At 38.2% G+C, this 17,884-nt stretch carries 15 protein-coding genes, 1 tRNA gene and 1 pseudogene; 5 read left to right on the top strand and 12 right to left on the bottom strand.

Annotation, left to right across the window (positions count from 1 at the left end; genetic code table 11):
- From KCG35_RS27120 to KCG35_RS21030, 3 genes and pseudogenes are all read right to left on the bottom strand, one after another.
- Positions 1 to 84: pseudogene (locus KCG35_RS27120) on the bottom strand (hypothetical protein); the annotation flags it as partial.
- Between the two features lie 50 nt (positions 85 to 134).
- A complete protein-coding gene (locus KCG35_RS21035; RefSeq protein ID WP_215821833.1) occupies positions 135 to 395 on the bottom strand; it encodes a cupin domain-containing protein in 261 nt (86 codons plus the stop codon).
- 34 nt (positions 396 to 429) lie between these two features.
- On the bottom strand, positions 430 to 864 hold the full coding sequence (locus KCG35_RS21030) for a DUF2214 family protein (protein WP_215821832.1): 435 nt from the start codon (positions 862 to 864) through the stop codon (positions 430 to 432).
- A gap of 419 nt (positions 865 to 1,283) precedes the next feature.
- Here KCG35_RS21030 and KCG35_RS21025 point away from each other — a divergent pair, with 419 nt between their 5' ends.
- The gene (locus KCG35_RS21025; protein ID WP_215821831.1) at positions 1,284 to 2,207 is read left to right on the top strand and encodes an AEC family transporter; all 924 of its coding nucleotides are present in this window, start codon (positions 1,284 to 1,286) and stop codon (positions 2,205 to 2,207) included.
- Positions 2,208 to 2,408: 201 nt separating this feature from the next.
- On the opposite strand, the gene KCG35_RS21020 is transcribed toward KCG35_RS21025, so the two are convergent.
- The 5 genes from KCG35_RS21020 to KCG35_RS26740 form a co-directional block, all read right to left on the bottom strand.
- On the bottom strand, positions 2,409 to 3,260 hold the full coding sequence (locus KCG35_RS21020; protein ID WP_215821830.1) for a hypothetical protein: 852 nt from the start codon (positions 3,258 to 3,260) through the stop codon (positions 2,409 to 2,411).
- 139 nt (positions 3,261 to 3,399) lie between these two features.
- Positions 3,400 to 5,853, bottom strand: a complete 2,454-nt coding sequence (locus KCG35_RS21015; protein WP_215821829.1) for an esterase-like activity of phytase family protein — start codon at positions 5,851 to 5,853, stop codon at positions 3,400 to 3,402.
- A gap of 300 nt (positions 5,854 to 6,153) precedes the next feature.
- The gene (locus tag KCG35_RS21010) at positions 6,154 to 6,813 is read right to left on the bottom strand and encodes a type 1 glutamine amidotransferase domain-containing protein (protein ID WP_215821828.1); all 660 of its coding nucleotides are present in this window, start codon (positions 6,811 to 6,813) and stop codon (positions 6,154 to 6,156) included.
- A 147-nt stretch (positions 6,814 to 6,960) separates the two neighbouring features.
- Positions 6,961 to 8,832 (bottom strand): O-antigen ligase family protein, encoded by a 1,872-nt coding sequence (locus tag KCG35_RS21005; protein WP_215821827.1) that lies wholly within the window; start codon positions 8,830 to 8,832, stop codon positions 6,961 to 6,963.
- A gap of 65 nt (positions 8,833 to 8,897) precedes the next feature.
- A complete protein-coding gene (locus KCG35_RS26740; protein WP_215821826.1) occupies positions 8,898 to 9,317 on the bottom strand; it encodes a pilin in 420 nt (139 codons plus the stop codon).
- A 1,133-nt stretch (positions 9,318 to 10,450) separates the two neighbouring features.
- Here KCG35_RS26740 and KCG35_RS20995 point away from each other — a divergent pair.
- On the top strand, positions 10,451 to 10,801 hold the full coding sequence (locus tag KCG35_RS20995; RefSeq protein ID WP_215821825.1) for an endonuclease domain-containing protein: 351 nt from the start codon (positions 10,451 to 10,453) through the stop codon (positions 10,799 to 10,801).
- A gap of 182 nt (positions 10,802 to 10,983) precedes the next feature.
- On the opposite strand, the gene KCG35_RS20990 is transcribed toward KCG35_RS20995, so the two are convergent.
- Together KCG35_RS20990 and KCG35_RS20985 are read right to left on the bottom strand one after the other, a co-directional pair.
- Complete coding sequence (locus KCG35_RS20990; protein WP_215821824.1) at positions 10,984 to 11,478, bottom strand: PIN domain-containing protein; 495 nt, start codon at positions 11,476 to 11,478, stop codon at positions 10,984 to 10,986.
- A complete protein-coding gene (locus tag KCG35_RS20985; protein WP_215821823.1) occupies positions 11,471 to 11,794 on the bottom strand; it encodes a UPF0175 family protein in 324 nt (107 codons plus the stop codon). Before KCG35_RS20985 ends, KCG35_RS20990 begins: the two co-directional genes overlap by 8 nt.
- Before the next feature lie 215 nt (positions 11,795 to 12,009).
- On the opposite strand from KCG35_RS20985, the gene recD2 reads away from it, so the two are divergent.
- Positions 12,010 to 14,199, top strand: coding sequence for an SF1B family DNA helicase RecD2 (recD2, locus tag KCG35_RS20980; protein WP_215821822.1), 2,190 nt, complete (start codon positions 12,010 to 12,012; stop codon positions 14,197 to 14,199).
- A 531-nt stretch (positions 14,200 to 14,730) separates the two neighbouring features.
- Positions 14,731 to 15,960, top strand: a complete 1,230-nt coding sequence (locus KCG35_RS20975) for a trypsin-like serine peptidase (RefSeq protein WP_215821821.1) — start codon at positions 14,731 to 14,733, stop codon at positions 15,958 to 15,960.
- Positions 15,961 to 15,988: 28 nt separating this feature from the next.
- On the opposite strand, the gene KCG35_RS20970 is transcribed toward KCG35_RS20975, so the two are convergent.
- Both KCG35_RS20970 and KCG35_RS20965 read right to left on the bottom strand, forming a co-directional pair.
- A complete protein-coding gene (locus KCG35_RS20970; RefSeq protein WP_215821820.1) occupies positions 15,989 to 16,405 on the bottom strand; it encodes a hypothetical protein in 417 nt (138 codons plus the stop codon).
- A 409-nt stretch (positions 16,406 to 16,814) separates the two neighbouring features.
- Positions 16,815 to 16,891 (bottom strand) — tRNA-Arg (locus tag KCG35_RS20965).
- A gap of 474 nt (positions 16,892 to 17,365) precedes the next feature.
- On the opposite strand from KCG35_RS20965, the gene KCG35_RS20960 reads away from it, so the two are divergent.
- The gene (locus KCG35_RS20960; protein ID WP_215821819.1) at positions 17,366 to 17,806 is read left to right on the top strand and encodes a c-type cytochrome; all 441 of its coding nucleotides are present in this window, start codon (positions 17,366 to 17,368) and stop codon (positions 17,804 to 17,806) included.
- The last annotated feature ends 78 nt before the right edge of the window (positions 17,807 to 17,884 follow it).

Genomic DNA, 17,884 nt, shown 5'->3' with positions numbered 1-17,884 from the left:
TATTACCAGCAAGGGCAAGTCTTCATACCCTTGATTACTTAGTTTGTGAGTGACACCTTGTGTTACATGAAAACCTTGGTTAGCGCTTAATGTGTGAGTATGACTGTTTTCTAATTCTAATGTGGCTTGGCCCGCTAAAACATATGGGCACCTCTAAAAATAGTGATTTTTTTGTGAGAGCAAGGAAGCACTGCACGGAGAACCGCAGTGTATGAGTAATACATGAGGATCCGAAAGAACTGTTCAGATTTTTGGTGATAATGTCTAACTTTGGAACTGTTTGGTGGAACACGCTCTTGGATGACACTTAAGTTGGGTGATTTAGCCAGGTGCCAACCATCACAGAGTGATCCCCAGATATAATGCTCTGCATTTTCAGTGGATACAGTACTCATCAGGTACTCCTTATTGTTATTGGTTTGGGGATATTTAAAAGCTCCCGTAGCCTCTTGCTACCATCAGCGCAAGAAAAGGCAGTAACAAAAATAAGGTTAATTCTACTCTGAGAATAATAGGAATGGCTTTAGATACAGATATTTTACTTAAGGTGCTATTACGATTTTTTATGAAAAATATTGTGGGGTAAATAGAAAGAATTACGATTAAAATAAATAGTGAAATTTTGGTATGAAAAATCCAGTTTTTCAAATAATAGTCTGCAGGCTTCCCTACAACGAACCATAATAACAAACCAGCAATTAAAGTGACTAAAGCGCTAATGCCGTATACAGCATCAATCCTTGCTATCTTTTTAATTTGCTGTGCTGATAACTCTGTTGAGATCAGTAAGTGTTCTGCAACAAGTGTTGCACCTAACCCAATAATTCCAATAAAGTGAACATAGCGTACGATTATTTCTACCATAAATCCATGTCCTTAATAATGTAGATTATTATACTTTTTTATGTTTATGAGATTAAACGGTTCATTACAAAGCATATGCATTATAGCTATATAAAACAATAAATATATTCTTTATTTGAAGTTTTTAAATCTACCAGTATGTCTGTGTTAAGTCTGATCAGGTAAATGAAGAAGCCTATGTCATTGATATGACACCGGACTAGTCAGTTTTGTTAACGAGAAGTATTTTGTTAGACAATTGATTGGCGTAAGCGTGTTGCAGAGAGCCAGCAATGTAGACGAATATGAACTTGTTCTTATAGGGTTGTTAGGTCCTTTCTAATAAACACATAAAAGCTTCATATATTACGTATTATTCATCTTGTGGATATTCAGTACAATTATGCTTTGTAATCTCTTAACCCGTTGGACCCCTTTCTATGGATACTGACATACTACTGGGTAAAGTTACCTTCTTATTTATTCTTGTTGTGCTAGGCTTTATTGCGGGCAAGCGCCTGCCTCTTAATACCCGAACTTTTTCTTCATTACTAATTTATGTCGTAGCACCTATTGTTATTTTTACAGGCATGATGGAAGCGCCAATTAAGCTCAGTTATGCCATGCTACCAATAATGTTTTTTTGTATTTCCTGTAGTTTAGCTTTTATAGCTTTTCTATGGGGAGGTTGTTTGTGGCAAGATAATACGCGTAATTTATTTGCCTTTTCATCTGGTACGGGTAATACGGGCTATTTTGGATTACCGATTGCCATGGCATTATTCGATGCAGAAGGCATTGCTGTTGTGCTTTTTTCATTAATGGGTTTTATGGTATTTGAGAGTACCGTTGGTTTTTACATTACAGCACGCGGAAATTTTACCATTCAGGATAGTCTACGCAAAATATCTCGGTTGCCTTTAATTTATGCATTTACAACAGGGTTAGTTTTAAATTTAGCGGGTTTTCATTTACCTGCAAATTTAGCAGAAAGCCTTGAAGCATTTAAAGGTGCTTATACCGTTTTAGGTATGATGATCGTTGGCCTAGGATTAGCTCAAGTATCACGCAGCCATATTGATATGAAATTTATTGCAGTTACATCTATCGTTAAATATATTTTCTGGCCTGCCGCTGTAATAATTGCAATTATTATTGATCATTTTGTCTTTCATAGCTTTAATCGCACAATTATGTATGGCATTTTATTGATGTCGATGGTGCCTTTAGCTGCAAACAATATCGCTGTGGCAGTTGAATTGGATGCTCAACCACAAAAGGCAGCAGTTGCAGTACTTGCGAGTACAGGTATGGGCATTATTATTATTCCATTTTATATGTCTTTAGTACTTGCGTATTTATAGCACTTTAATTTCTTTTTAATTTTCCTCCTTATTATCCCCACCCTAACCCTCCCCTTACTTAAGGGGAGGGAATAAAGTGCATAGCGATATGGTGGTGTTTAATTCCGCTTTTTTGTTGAAAGGAATGGAATAGGTTGTGCGGTTTTTTTAATTCCTCCCCTTTGTTGAAGGGGGAGGTTAGGAGGGGGTTAAGTAGTGTGGTTAGCTAAGCGTCCTAGCAGGAAGTGCTTCAAACCGCATAATAAATCCAGAAATTTTCACAAGAATCCACAAAAACAACAACGGTAATAAGACGGTTTGTAGAAGAAAGCTGGCAATTAATAGCATCATATCTTCTATAGCTTGGTTTGCTTTAGCCTGTAATACTTCAAACTGCTTTGATGGGTTAAGTTGCTGACTAACCTGATCCCATCGATCACGAAGTGACTCAATAAAAGATTTTTCTTCTTGAGATTGCTCGATTTGCTGTTGTTGAAAATCTTCAATTGCCTGCGTTGTCATCTGCAGGTGCTCAGTGGCTTGCTGCTGTTGTTCCTCAAGAAAATGTATTTGCAGTAAATGATTGGCCAGAACGACAATCGTTAAAGCAAAGCGTACCACAATCAGTAATGCAAACAGCTTGGTAAACCAAAGTTGAGTACGTGGTATTGCTTTTGGAATCCACAATGCGATAACAAGTAAACCCGCCATACTGGATAGCATAATGTTAAACCAGTGTGCACTGATCATTTGAATCAACAGCTTCTGAATGCCTAATGAGGTGGTACTGGCCAGCATTACCCAGGAAAACCGCTCCACCATATCATTCACCGGATCAAGAATTTCTCCAGCTTTAAAGGTAACGCCTATACCAACAGGCTCTATTGATAGCTCAGTTCCTTGGACAACAGAGATAGCACCATTCAATAAGCGTGCAGCAGCAAACGTGACAGCGGCATTTTTTAAGTGCTCAGTGACGATAGCATCAGTGGATTGATCAATAGGCTTGATCCAGGCAATGCTTGCCAGCAATGCAATAATAAGACTTATCAAGCATTTCAGACGCAGCGGCATAGTGGCTCCTTTTCAACCTGTCTGGTTAAAAAAGACACTAGCATTTTTGCAGACATTAGCCCAGAGTTCGCAATAAGCATTAGGACGTAAAAGCTATTACGTCCTAACTGTGGTGAGAAAAACAAATTATTCGCCAATTTTATTGTGATAAATCTAACTTTTCAGGCAGGCGTAACACAATAAACTCAGTGTCATCTGGCTGCTTAGACGCTAAATGACGTCCTAAGCTGAATGGGTAATTATTGTCGTTCATTACCGCAATATGCTGCTCGTCCAACACTTCAATGTTTTCAATGGTTGTGTAACTAAAGGCAAACTTACCGTTGCTGACACCAAAATCGCCAGCTTGTCTATCGGCTAATTGATGAGGGTCTTTAATCGCCATTAAATTGACCAACGGCTTTTTTGAAACCTGACCATCGTCTTGCAGGGTAATCAGGTAAACCATTTTGAAGGCTTCAACAGTACCTTCCTCGTTATCTCGCTCTATAACCAGACCATGTTTTGCATTGATCATGGTGAAGTCACCAATTGCTTTGCTTTTATCGGCCATGGGATAACGGTAGCTTTTTCCAGTAAAAACCTTACGTTTTAGATCAAAAGCATGAATTAACAGCTCACGTTTATCGTTACCAATCACAGGCTCTTCAAGCATTGCAAACAGGGTATTACCATCAGCACTTAACGCCATTCCTTCAAAGCCGCTACTGCGATTGATGCGGATGCCATCAACTAATGCTGTATTACGATAGGGCCAGTATAAACCTGCTAGCCAAGGTGTGTTCTTACCTTGCTCGTCTTGCAAGTTGGTACCGTCATCAGCATAAGGACCTTTATTCGGGAAATCACCTATGAGGTAAACAGTCCGAATTTTAGGGTAGTTTTGTTGTATATATAACAGTGAGCGAAAATCAAAACTTTGGATATCGGCTCGTTTTATTAATCCATTTCGCTTGATGGTATTCGCTAAAATCTGTGCCATTTTTTCTGGCGTAACAGTGCGCTTGTTGTAACCGATACCATGACTATCACGATCACTACGTGGATTTAATTTCGTTTCAATATTAAATCGAACTTGCTGAGCTACTTTGCTGCGTTGAACGGCGAGTGGGTGGTTTTTACCTTGGCCTGTTGTATAAAATTGTTGATAAAAACGAACAAAGTTAAAAACCTGCTGTAGGCTGGGTGGTGTGTAATTGTGTTTTAAGCCCACTTTTTTGGTAAAAGCTAAAGTAACAGGTGAGAGTGCAGGGTCATTAACTTGTGAATCTCCGCGAAACACTTTATCGCAAACAAAATTGTTTTGAATTTCTTTAAATGTAAGGTCTTTGATAAGTTTTTGCTGGTGTTCAGTATAAACCTTATTATTACTTAAACGACACTTAGTGGCTTCAATGTAGGGATCATGACTAAGTACAGCAACACCATCTTTAGTAATACCAATATCCGTTTCCAGTGTTGTCATTAGGTTATCCAATGCCACTTCCATTGCAGGCAACGTATTTTCAGGGCGTAAATTACGACCGCCACGATGACCTTGGGCATCAAACTGTTGAGCATCAATCAGTCCTTCAGCGGTGAGGTAATCTGGCTTGCCATCTTTGTTTCCATCAAACTGCTTAACCGCTGTTAATAATAAATCTGGCCGGTCAGAAATAATGCCACTCACCCCTAGTTCCATCAGCTCCAACATTCTTGGAATTTCATTCACTGTCCAAGTAACAACAGGGTAGCCTGCTTTTTTAATGGACTGAATATCAAATACATCACTTGCCGCTAGTTTTAAACCGTTGGGGGTGTCTTTGTCCCGAGCATAATGAGTTACTTTTGGATTATTGTCCTGCAGCATAACATGGTAGGGTGAAAATACTGGCTGATAATTGGCACCGTGTAGTGCGGCATGTTGAGCGACCGCATTCATAATACGAACACTGGAGCCTTCCTCTAAATAAGGATTTTGCGGCGAGTTTAAATAGTGGCCTGTCCGGCTAAAATCGGGCAGTCGATAAGGCTCTTCTAAAACTTTGCCATTAGCATCTACATGCAGTAAAAAAGGACCAAATTCGTCACCTAACCAATAGGTACCATCTGCAGTACGACGAACTGACTCAATATCAAAATCAGCGCCTGTTAACACACGTTGTTGAGTAAAGTGATTAACAATGGCAAAGGGAATTTTATTATCAGGGTCGTGTAGCTCAATAAAACCTTTTACCTCAACGAGGCCAGCATCTGTTTTATCATTGGTTTTTAGTTGTGGCTGAATAGTATATAAACGCAGGTTAAAATCAGCAGAATTTTCCACCTTACCAAAGCCATTGTCTGACATGGCTAAAAAGGTGCCATCAGGATTTTTTAAAACAGCGGAAAAACCTTGGATCGGCTGTCCTTTTTTAAAAGGAACTTGTTTGCCGTTAATGGGGGAAACACCTAAACCTTTACCAGCCACAGGGCCTTGAGCAAAACTGTCGGCGGGTAATTTAGCATAGCCCACTAAAGTAGATGGGGCAGGCTCTGTATAGTGTTGACATCCAGAAAGGATAAGCGCAAGTGATGTGCCTAAAGCACAACGAGAGAGAAAGTGATTTGTCATGTTACTCATACTACCTTTTTTATAAGCGATAGCGTTAACTGGCATAAATCGTCAAAAAATGACTCATGAAATGCACAGTTTTCGCTCAACTTACTGTCCATGTGTTGCTTTTTAGTGACGGTAACATGACAAATTAAAAATATAAAGTACAAACCCCTCGCGATTTGCGTCCCTTATTGAGAGGCTAATGAACGGCAACTTTTAGTTTCTCTACTTTATTTGAGGGGATATTTTCGTATTAAGTTCCTCCCCCTCGTTGAAGGGGGAGGTTAGGAGGGGGTTAAAAGAACAAACAGAAAATTAATCCTTTAAAGCCCGAAGAAAAGCTTTCCCAGTACTTTCACTAGACTGAGGGTTTTGCCCAGTAATTAATAAGCCATCAATTTCAATATGGTCTGACCAATTGTCAGACCCACGATAATCTGCACCAAGTTCACGCAGCCGGGTTTCCAATAAAAACGGCATATGGTTAGTCATACCCACTTCATGTTCTTCCTCATTGGTAAATGACGTCAGAATACGGCCTTTGACGAATTTAGGTCCATAACCGGGTATATCATTAATTAAGGCACAAACCCCATGACAAACCGCTGCAACGGGTTGATGTTTTTCAATATAAAAGCCAATAGCATAGGCAACGGCAGGGTTGTTGGGTAAATCAAACATAGTGCCATGTCCCCCAGGAATAAATAAACCGCAATAATTGGCAGGAGCTACGTCTGTGAGGGGAATGGTATTTTCTAACACCATCATTGCTTCAGCATGCTCTCCCTCTTTGGGAAGGCTTTGTTGATCAACCGGTGCCTTTCCCCCTTGAATACTGGCAACAGTGATATCAAAGCCAGCTTGTTTGATCTGTTCATAAGGTACAGCAAACTCCTCAAACCATAAGCCAGTTGTCTTGTCATCCGAGAGTTGACTGTGGCTGGTAACCAGCATCAACACTGCTTGATCACTCATTGTACACTCCTTGTTATACGTTATAAGACTGTATGACAAGTATAGTGTAGTTAAGGGACAGGTGTGTGAAGATAAGAGAGAGCAGTAGGCTTAGCAAAATGAGGTTAAGAAAATTTTACCAAGGCCCAAATTTGTTTTTGGTTAAACTTAGTGTTTGCAAATAGATGGCTCTTCTTTTAGTTTACCTAATACTTGACTATATTCATTTGTATAAGGTGAAGTGTATTTCAATGGATATAAAGCATAAGCTCGCTCATAAAGATGGGCTAGTTTTGGTAAGTTGAGAGACTTACTAAGAGTTCTTTGCCTATCAAAAAACCATAAACCTTCTTTTATGTCCATTATGATTGTCCATGTTGTGCTTATTTTGTGCATGGAACAAAAAAATGCGTCATTATCTCTTTCTTTATCCAAAAGTGTGTAGCCAACTTTGTATGCATTTACATAACCTGGGTGAATTCTTAAAGTATCTTGAATAATATCTATAGCATGTTGTTTCGTTTCTGACGAGTTTAATTCAGTTGCTATATATATCGCTTTCCAGGTTAGAACTTCAGGAGTCTTTGGGTATCTTTCCTCTAGTTCTAGAAGATTATCATAGCTATAGTCATAAATCTTTTTTCTGGTATCTAGAGGAATTTTTTTGTTATTAATTAAGTTGAAATAGTTTTGACGAATAAAAAAAATGTTTGTGTTATAGTTATCAATTCTAAGTGTTTTTAAAATTTGATATGTGGTTAATAAAGCTTCTTTATGATCTTTATAAAGTTGTTTGCTGTATTCGCTTTCGAATAGTGTAATTTGAATAATAGTGGAATTTATGCATAGGAATGATAATAATAAAAAAGCCCCTAATATTTTATTTTTAAAGGAAGATGTATTCGTTTTTTTTTCTGGTAAAGAGGTTTCTATAGCTCCCCATATAACTAAAATAACAATACACAAAGGTAAGACATAAAAAATAAAGTTAACAATACTATGAGTGAGCAAGATTAATAATGTGATCGTTAACAGTATTAGTTTATTTTTTTTGCTTTCACTATAAATGTCTTTGACAGAAAGTAGCTTTATCAGTAAATATAGAGCCCTAAGTCCAAGTCCAACCCATAAGGTTAAGCCAACAACTCCTCCTTCGATCAGGACTTGTAAAAAATCATTATGCGCATATGTTCCTGTTGTATAAAACTCACTTCTCACAGAAGGATATAATGTTTCAAAAGTGCCATATCCTGTCCCTAATGGAAAGCTAGCATTAAAAAGTTTAAGACTGTCTATCCAGATTGTCCAGCGTACACCAAGAGGACCATAGTCAAAATTGGGCAAAATTTTTCGTGAAAAATTGAAGCCTAAAAAGTCAGTATAAAAATGTATCGCGCAAAATGATAAAGTTAAAATAATTAACGCGTGACAAGTACTTTGGAAAACTTGTTTCGTTAAATGTTTTTTTATTAATAAAATAGCTATACAAGCTATAATAAATAGTCCAATACCTGAACGTGAACTTGTTTCAACTAGTGTTAAACAAAATAATACTATTAGAAGTAGTCTTATCTTCTCATTGGAAATAAAAGCAATTGATAGTATGAGTGCTACGTATATAAGTGCGGAGTATGCATTTGGGTCAAGAATAAAACCTGATACTCTATAAGGCGCTATTAAAAAAAAATAATTGGAATATAGTGCGGATATTGTAATGGCTAAGATTATAAGTAAAAAAATATTATCATTTTTTAGAGTGCTTTTATATGTTGTAATATATAAAGTAGGAATAAGGAATGTACTCGAATAAATTACTGTTTTGTCAAAAGAAGAGGTAACAAAAAAACTGAGTGAAATGCTAAAAATGGTTAGGTATAAAAAATAATTAATTGTTTTGCAAGAATTTATTGTGTTTTTTAAGAAGGTAACTGCAAGAATAACTGTAATAATAGAAATTAACCACAAATTAGTTCCTGTGAAAAATAAAGATGTAAAGCAAGCACTAAAAAAAAGTATATTATTAAATTTATGAGTTCTCATCTCAAATTTCTCATAGGAAAAGTCTTTGATAGGCAGGTTCCTGACCTGCCTAAAATTAGATATAATTATCTATTTCTTGAACAAAGTTGTTTGTTTACGCATCCACCACTAACCTCCCACACTAGTGTACCTGATTGTTCGTTTGGAGTGAGTACATAGTCAGTAGTACCATCAATGCCGCTAGATGTTGCAGTAATTATGCCTCTGTCACTAATTTCAACTTTCCCAACATATCCGTAGGTTGATGATGTTTGTTCACCAATAGAAATCCCTTGATTTGATAAGGTCGTTGCCGTGATGTCTCCATTCATTTGAAAGGCCATTTCTATAGGCGTTTTATAGGCTGAAGCGGCTAGCACGACTTCTGAAAACTTTGACTTTTGGGTGTAAGTTTTATACATAGGTAAGGCAATAGAAGCCAAAATACCAATAATCGCTACAACGATCATCAATTCGATGAGCGTAAAACCTTGTTGTTTTTTCATTCGAGTCTCTCTCCGTTCTTTTTACTAACAAACAATCCAGTTATGTTCTATGAGTAGTAGATATAAGCAGTGTATTTAGTAAGAAGTTTTGTTGACCTTCACCAAGACATTCGTATGAAAAACAACAGGGAGAGCCACGTTAAGGAGGCCACGAATATGTATTTGTCTGTAATAGTTAAGGTCGTCTAACTTTATAAAATACGATTCTTATATCTAACTTACTTCATAGTTGGTTTGGACAACCAAGAGAGATACACTCTAATTTATTGATTTACTTGAAATATACTCTTTTAAAAAAGGCATATTTAGACTGTAAATCTATATAAATTGTAGTGTACTAAAAGATAAGAAGACCACTTCTCTTGTATTTTATAGGAGAAGATTTAAGTGCTTCGTATTTATACGAATATAATAGTTATCTTTTACTATCTTGATTACTTCCTAACCAAAAAAACTAAACACGTTGCATTTAATATTTTAAAATGTAGAATTCATCACATATTTTTTGCTTGTTTTACAAAAATCATTCCTATAGCAAAACAAGTGCGATGTAACGAACGTACATATTAAGTGCTGTGTGCTGTGGCATTATGCTACAAAGGTTTTATGATTGCCAACCTGTTAGCATTTTAGTATTGATGTGCGTATATAAAAAAGTGATAACTGTTAAGCTTTCAACGATGAGTAACCAGTTCTACGCATAGTTACGTACAAATTTTGTTGTATAAAGCTTATGCAATAAAGCAGTTTTGGTGTATGTATTTTATACAGGTTGTTAGCTTATAAAAACTAAAGTACGAATATAATCGTATAAATAATGAACTGACTGTTAGTGGTTATCTTTCCAAATATTCTTTTCTTCAAGATTTTAACTATTGTTTTTATGCTTATACCTTATTAAGCGTACAGCTAATGGTGTTTATGGTTAGTTCCCCACCCCAACCCTCCCCTTGGCAAGGGGAGGGAGCATATCATACAAGCAGGAAACAATTTGTGTTTCAGGTTTAGCACAATCAGTTCCTCCCCTTTGTTGAAGGGGGAGGTTAGGAGGGGGTTAATGAAGGTGGCCGGCTGAACTCTATCTATAATGCAAGATAACCACACACAAGCAACAACCCAAAACTTACAGCACAGTGAAAAACGACAAGAACAACCTAACTAGAAGAAGAGCATTGCGATCTAATCTGACTGAGCCAGAAAGAAGGTTATGGAATGCTCTGCGTAAGAAACAATTGGGAGTTAAATTTAGACGTCAACATGGTATTGGCCAGTATATAGTCGATTTTTATTGTGCTGAGCGACGTTTAGTTATTGAAGTTGATGGGGAGAGTCATTTTACGCATGAAGGAATAGCTTATGATGACGTGCGTGATAGGTTTCTTGAATCTTGTGGCTTAAAAGTACTTCATTTTACTAACCAGCAGGTGATGTGTGAGTTGGAAGGTGTATTAAGTCGAATTTTCATTGAAGTAAATAAAGCTTAAACCGCAATCATCCAATTTTACTGCTAGAAACAAACCCCACCCCAACCCAACCCTCCCCTTGCCAAGGGGAGGGAGCAGATTGTACAAGCAATAAACATCTTTTGTTTCAGGTTTAGCACAATCAGTTCCTCCCCTTTATTGAAGGGGGAGCTAGGTGGGGGGTTATTAATGAGGAGTGTTAACTACTCTCCAGAACGTTGAAGTATTAGCTTTACAAGCTTGTCGGATAGACGATAGCCATTTTCGTTTAGCGTTGAAAGAAGAGGTTTTACTTGAGGTATGAACCCTTTATGCTTGAGCTGAATTAAAACAGCTGCACTACCAATGATGGGTATATTCAGATGTTGAGCGACTTGTCGACCTCTTTTTTCGTCAACAAGTGCAAGACAGTTGATTTGTTTAGCTAAGGTAAGCGCTTCTGTTTCACCTTGATCAAGCAACCCTGCAAGTGTTTCAAATGTGGGATCAGGTAATACCTGTTTTGGGGTTAGTATGCCGTTATCCAAGGCTTGTTTTATACCTTTAGCACCAGGTTTATTTAAGTTTTGAATAGCCTCTTCCAGTACTGATGTGGGTACATAAATTGTCTTAAAACACTTTGGTAAATAAGTTATGCAGTTTGTTAAAGCGAGGGCAATCAGGGGGCCTGTATCTGCAACAATAATTTCTTTATTCAAAGTGCTTTAAATCCTCGTCTAATTCTGTTTCATCTAGATCTACAACGGGGATATTGAGCGCAGATAGTTTGCCTAAGAAAGTTTCAACAGATAAACGTGCAAGCTTGGCTGCTTGAACCAGTGTGAGTACTTTGTCTTCAAAGAGTTTTATGGCGATATTCGTTTGTACACCTTGATCCAATAGTGCTTGATTGAATGGTATTGATAGTGATACAGGTTCACTGCGGTTTGTGATTAATGTGTATTCACCCTCTTGGGACCACTGAGTTAAAAGCCCAGGGTTTTCACGGAGCCGTCTTATGCCTATGGTTTTCATCTGATTTACTCTTTGCAAGTTTGTACTATCTAATGATAGTACATTGTCATAGGTATTGGAATATAGCTTTCAAACCCATTCAACACTTTCCTAACCTCTTACGTTTGGCAATCCTCTATAGCTTTGTAATACTAGAGCCACTTAATAGAAACCAATCGACTAATCGCAAAGGTAGCCCTGCTCGTGCTTACACTATCAATGGTTAATTATTGCTTATGAACCCAAATACCACGGACCATCAGCCTCAGGAACGCTTGGAAGGTAGTGTTGAGCGTGTGACGTTTCATAGTGAGGAAACCGGTTTCTTTGTGGTGCGGGCCAAGGTGCGTGGTTATCGGGAGCTGGTTACTATAACGGGAAGTACGCCTGCAATCACGGCGGGTGAATATATTGAAAGCTTTGGTATCTGGGTTAATGATCCTCGGCATGGTCTTCAGTTTCAAGCTAAGTCAGTGAAAATGATTGTGCCTACTAACCTGGAGGGTATGCAGAAGTATTTAGGTTCGGGCATGGTGAAGGGGATTGGCCCCCACTTTGCTAAACGACTAGTGAAGCATTTTGGTGAGCAGGTGTTTGATGTTATTGAACATCAGCCAGAACGCTTATTGGAACTGGACGGTATTGGTAAAGTACGACAGAAGAAGATCACTTCCGCGTGGCAAGAGCAAAAAGTCGTGCGCGATATTATGGTGTTCTTGCAGTCTCATGGTGTGGGTACGGCACGTGCTGTACGTATTTATAAAGTATATGGTGAGGATGCAGTTGAAAAAGTCTGTGCTAACCCTTACCAGCTTGCATTAGATATTCATGGCATTGGTTTTAAAACAGCTGATCAAATTGCCCAACGCCTAGGCATTGAACCTACTTCATTAATACGTGCACGAGCAGGCATACGTCATGTGCTGCAGGAAATTTCTGGCAATGGACATTGTGCTGCATCCTTTGAAGAGTTGGTCCAGTTGGGAGAGAAGTTATTAGAAATTCCAGATACTGTTTTACGACAAGCGATTAACGAGGAATTAGTAGCTGAAAACTTGGTTGCACAGAATATCGATGGCGTGCCTTGTGTATTTTTAACTCCTTTATTTCATGCGGAACAAGGTGTTGCTAACCATATTCATCGGTTAGCGCAAGGTCATACCTTTTGGCAAGGGATTGATTTAAATAAAGCGATTCCCTGGGTGGAACAACAAAATCATATTCAGTTATCAGTCTCGCAACAAGATGCAATCCGACGTGTTATCCACAACAAGTTCTGTGTGATTACAGGTGGACCTGGAGTGGGTAAAACCACTGTTGTTAATAGTATTTTGACGATTATTGCGGCTAAAAAAGCCCATGTTACTCTGTGTGCACCGACTGGTAGAGCCGCTAAACGTTTGAGTGAGTCAACGGGGCGAGAGGCCACAACCATTCACCGTTTACTGGAGTTTGACCCTAAACAATTTGATTTTAAGCGCAATGCTAAAAAGCCATTGGAAACTGACTTTTTGGTTGTTGATGAAACATCCATGGTGGATGTAGTACTCATGAACCAGCTGTTGCGAGCGGTAGCAAATAATACAGCCGTATTGCTGGTGGGAGATGTTGATCAGTTACCCTCTGTTGGACCTGGGTCTGTTTTGGCAGATATTATTAACTCGAATACTGTTGCGCTAGCAAAGTTAACAGAGATCTTCCGGCAGGCGGCCACATCTAAGATAATTACCAATGCACACAGTATTAATAGAGGTTATAGCCCAAAAGTCAGCGAAAAAGGTGAGCAATCTGACTTTTATTTTATGGAAGTTGATGAGCCTGAATTAATTCAAGCAAAATTGATATACTCGGTAAGCGAACGTATTCCCAAGCGATTTAATGTTGATCCAATTAATGATATTCAAGTGCTTACGCCAATGAACCGTGGAGGTCTTGGTGCTCGAAGCTTAAACCTAGCGTTACAAGAAAAGCTGAATGGTGACGCTCATCCTAAATTAACACGATTTGGCTGGACGTATGCACCAGGTGATAAAGTCATTCAAAATGTGAATAACTATGATAAAGAAGTGTTTAATGGCGACATTGGTCGTGTTCAGTCTATTGATTCAGAATCAAGCGAGTTGTTAATTAGCTTTGAAGGGCGAGATGTTGTCTATGAACAACATGAGTTGGATGAGCTCTCCTTAGCCTATGCAACAACCATCCATAAAAGCCAAGGCTCAGAATATCCTGTTGTTGTGATACCGATAGCTACCCAACATTTTACTTTGCTTGAACGTAATCTACTTTATACTGGAGTGACACGTGGTAAGCAGTTGGTTATTTTAATAGGTCAGAAAAAAGCGGTAGCTATGGCTGTTCATAATGTCAAATCCAGCAAGCGTTTGACTTATTTACAACAAACATTACAAGCACTATTTAAATAATTTGTTATAAATATGCAATTTAATAGTGTGCTTTTCTAATAGGTTTTATTTCTATTATTATTTTAAGTTTTATAAACTTGTTTAAAGTAATTGAAGAGAGTTAAACTAATATCAATTGTGAATACGTGCCTCACAAATTGAATAAGAAAAAATATATCGATTGCAAAATTTTATTCAAACAAGAATCTTAATTTGATAAAAAAATTAACACCCCGTTCATTTTATTTATGCCAAAATAATAAGTGTTAATAATAAAAATACTTAAATGTTTCCTATGTTATAGGCATTCATTTACTTTTTTTGTTCTATCAACTTAATTGATTTAATTTTCTTTTATACCCGTAATGAAGGGTTTTCAGGGGCGGCCGTCAAGTGATGAAGCCCCAGGAGCTTATACTAATAAGTGACTGGGGTGGCAGTTAAATGCTCCTGCGTAAACTGCATTCCCACCATCCTTGGTGGTCAAGAACGCTGACAACAAACCCTAAAAATGATTCGTGAAGGGTATATGTGTAGCCAGGAGGCATAAGCATGTTAATGGACTTACTTAAAACAAAGCTTGTAGCGAGTATTTTGCTGTCGTTGTCTGCCACACCTGTTTTATCTCAAGATCAGAATAATGCATTAGAATATACCCCGACGGTGAGCAGTGAAGAATTAGAAGCATCCTTAAAACCAATGGTTATTGCTGATCGAGTCGAGATGCCTGCTTCATTGTTGGGAGGAGATATAGAGGCACTTGGAGGGGAAGTTGTTATTAGTGAACCAGGAGCGAGTTTTATAAAGGTGCATTTTTCGAAGTTTGATATTCCTGATAGTAGTTGGGTAACGGTGAGCAATAAAGATGGATCTGAAGAATATCGTTATAGTAATACACAGCGTGATGATTTTACTGTGAGTGATGAAGAGGATGGTGTTAATAGTTGGGCAAGTATGTCAATCACTGGGGATACCGCAATTGTGCGGCTGCACCAATATGAGGCAAATACCTGGGTGCCTACTCAAAATAAACTTAAAATAAGTCATTACATGAGAGGTTATTCTGAAAATGAAATAGCCTACCGTGTTCGCTCATTTTCAACATGCGGGAGTAACGAGCGGAAAGATGTTGCTTGCTATGAACGTTCGCACCCGACCGAGTTTAAATATGCTAACGCGGTAGGGCGATTAGTCATGGGGCGAGGTTTATGCACGGCATGGCGGGTGAGTGCTGATAATCGTATGTTTACTAATAACCATTGTATGAGTACAGAATCTTCTGTACGAGGTTCAGAAGTTTGGTTTAATTATCAGCGGAGCAGTTGTGGTGGACAGCAAATTAATCAAGTGGTTAAAGTTTCAGGGAGTTCGCTGTTAAAAACTGATTATACGCTTGATTATACTCTATTTACTGTGAATAATTTTAGCGCACTTAAACAGTTTGGTTATTTTGGCTTAGAAGTGCGAGATCCGCAAAAAAGTGAAGTTATTTATATTGCTCAACATGGTAGTGGTGCGCCAAAACAGTTTGGTATAGAAAGCGATTATAATTCAGGTAATGTGTGCCGGGTTGATGCGCCAAGTCGTTCAGGCCGCGCGAGTGGGACTGATTTAGGTTACTATTGTGATACAACGGGCGGCAGCTCTGGGTCGCCTGTTTTAGCAAGAAGCTCAAATAAAGCGATTGGTTTGCATCATTATGGTGGTTGTTTGAATCAAGGTGTTAAAGTATCCCGTATCTGGCCTCAGGTTCGAGATTTTTTTAATAACCAAGTACCTTGATTTAGTTTTAGTTAATTAAAAGCGCCCATTACTTGTTTAAGTAATGGGTGTTTTTAGGTTTTTCGAGTAGCCATTTTTTTGCTTCTTGCTCTTCATAAAATAACTTAATATTGACATGCCGGTCTTTTGCTATGCGAGCAACAGACTCTGCTCCATAATTGGTTGGTGTGGTAATGATTGCAATTTGGGTATTTTTAGGAAATCCTTCAGAAAAGAAGCTAGTGGCAAAATTATAGTAATCCATTGCATTTCGGTGTACTGTCTCACCCATTTCTTTCAGAAACACGAGCAATCGGTAGTTATTATTCTGCTGGCAAGCTTTAAGCACTTTTTTTCTTGCATGCTTAAGTAAGTGACTATCTATTTCTACAGCTTCTACTTGAATATATTGAAACTGTGGATCAAAGGTCGTTTTAATGCGCGTTAACTCAGGGTCATTTGTCATGGTAAAATTATTGTTCTGTAAGAATTAATGTTGTTCAAATATTTCAGGTTTTATGATTTAACATGGTTGTACTTTATCAGGTTTGTTTTCAGTTTATATTAAATAAGCAACTTGTGTAGGCTGCTACTTGATTTAGCCATTACGGTCCTTTGTATTGAGGGGGGGCGTATTAATCAGTCAGTAGGATTGTTTGAAAAATGGTCAATTGAGGCTGTGTAGTTTTCTAAAGGCGAAATTTACCAATGTTTTTGTCATAGTAATGACTTGTTGTAGTTACTGAATGTAACAGGGATGAGCATTAGATAATCTAAGAGAAATTCTTGATTAAGCTATTTTAAATAGATAGAAGTCTCATGACTTAGCGTTGGGATTGATTTATGGGGTATCAGGAATATTGGTATACTTGAAATGGCGCGCCCTAGAGGATTCGAACCTCTGACCTTTGCCTCCGGAGGGCAACGCTCTATCCAGCTGAGCTAAGGGCGCTTGGATTTGGGCTGTAGATCATACCATGGTTTTTTAGATAGTCCATACCTCTTACCAGGATATTTTATTTAGCTGTTATTTACATTTAACTTGTCGTTTTATAAGTGCCTCTGTGCTAATTAAGAGCCAAGCAGATCACAAGGCAAGGAACTTATATGGTTTCTGCTGGTTAATTAATTGGTTTATAATCCCCTGCCATATAAATAATGTATCAATGAATTGTAAGTCACTTGTTCAAGTGTATACAGAAACTAGGTACACACTCACAGCTTATTATCTTTTAATTCCATAAGTGGTATTGAGCTGTATTGCAATTGTTGAAAGCTGAAAAAAGTTGACTGATTGTTAAAAGCTGGAGCATCTGTGCATTAGTGAAAAATGCTTTCACCTTTCACTCTTGGATAAGTTAGTTGTGCTACAAAAACGTGATGTGGTCTAAGTGGGGACTGTTAAGGGGATAGTAACGTGGGTTCAATGAAAAAATTACTGCAACGTATCTTACCTTCAGCTGTAGTGGCAGGGGCTGTATTTTTGGGGCAGGGAGCTAATGCTGCACTTAATGATGAGATTGCAGAACGTATTAAGCCTGTGGGAGAAGTTTGTCTTGAAGGCGACGAGTGCGCTAAAGCTGCAGCTGCTCCCGTTGTGGCGAATGATGGTCCTAGATCTGGTGAAGATGTATATAATAGTGCCTGTACTGCCTGCCATAGTATTGGTGTCGCCAATGCACCTAAGAAAGGTGATACTGCGGCATGGCAAGCTCGTTTAGATAGTGTTAGTGGTGACGTAAGTGCATTATTGAGTAGCATTACGAATGGTAAGGGGGCTATGCCAGCAGGCGGCAACTGTAGTGACTGTTCTGAAGATGAATATAAAGCAGCTATTGAGTTTATGAGCGGTTTAGATATTGAGTGATCTACCACTTTAGTTGTATTAGATGACACTCTTAAAGGCAGCTTTTTATCGAGACCATTTAGGCTGAGAAGAAATTTG

It is taken from the genome of Zooshikella harenae, from assembly GCF_018837975.1.
GTDB classification, from domain to species: domain Bacteria; phylum Pseudomonadota; class Gammaproteobacteria; order Pseudomonadales; family Zooshikellaceae; genus Zooshikella; species Zooshikella harenae.
The sequence above is the reverse complement of the archived record's forward strand: the minus strand, read 5'-3'. Positions and strand labels throughout refer to the sequence as shown.